At 56.1% G+C, this 221-nt stretch carries 2 tRNA genes; both read left to right on the top strand.

Annotated elements, in window-relative coordinates:
• Positions 1–2: 2 nt before the first annotated feature.
• Positions 3–79, top strand: a tRNA-Met gene (locus C2M35_RS14660).
• A gap of 63 nt (positions 80–142) precedes the next feature.
• Positions 143–219: transfer RNA gene (locus tag C2M35_RS14655), tRNA-Met, on the top strand.
• The last annotated feature ends 2 nt before the right edge of the window (positions 220–221 follow it).

Here is a 221-nt window from a genome sequence, read left to right as displayed (position 1 = left end):
GGCGCGGGATGGAGCAGCCTGGTAGCTCGTCGGGCTCATAACCCGAAGGTCGTCGGTTCAAATCCGGCTCCCGCAACCAATTCTTAATTGGATACGCCACTTCTTTCGAAAGCAGAAGCAAAACAACTTTCAAGTCTACTGGCGCGGGATGGAGCAGCCTGGTAGCTCGTCGGGCTCATAACCCGAAGGTCGTCGGTTCAAATCCGGCTCCCGCAACCAAT

It is taken from the genome of Pseudoalteromonas sp. T1lg76, from assembly GCF_002964725.1.
In the GTDB taxonomy this organism is placed as follows: domain Bacteria; phylum Pseudomonadota; class Gammaproteobacteria; order Enterobacterales; family Alteromonadaceae; genus Pseudoalteromonas.
The sequence above is the reverse complement of the archived record's forward strand: the minus strand, read 5'-3'. Positions and strand labels throughout refer to the sequence as shown.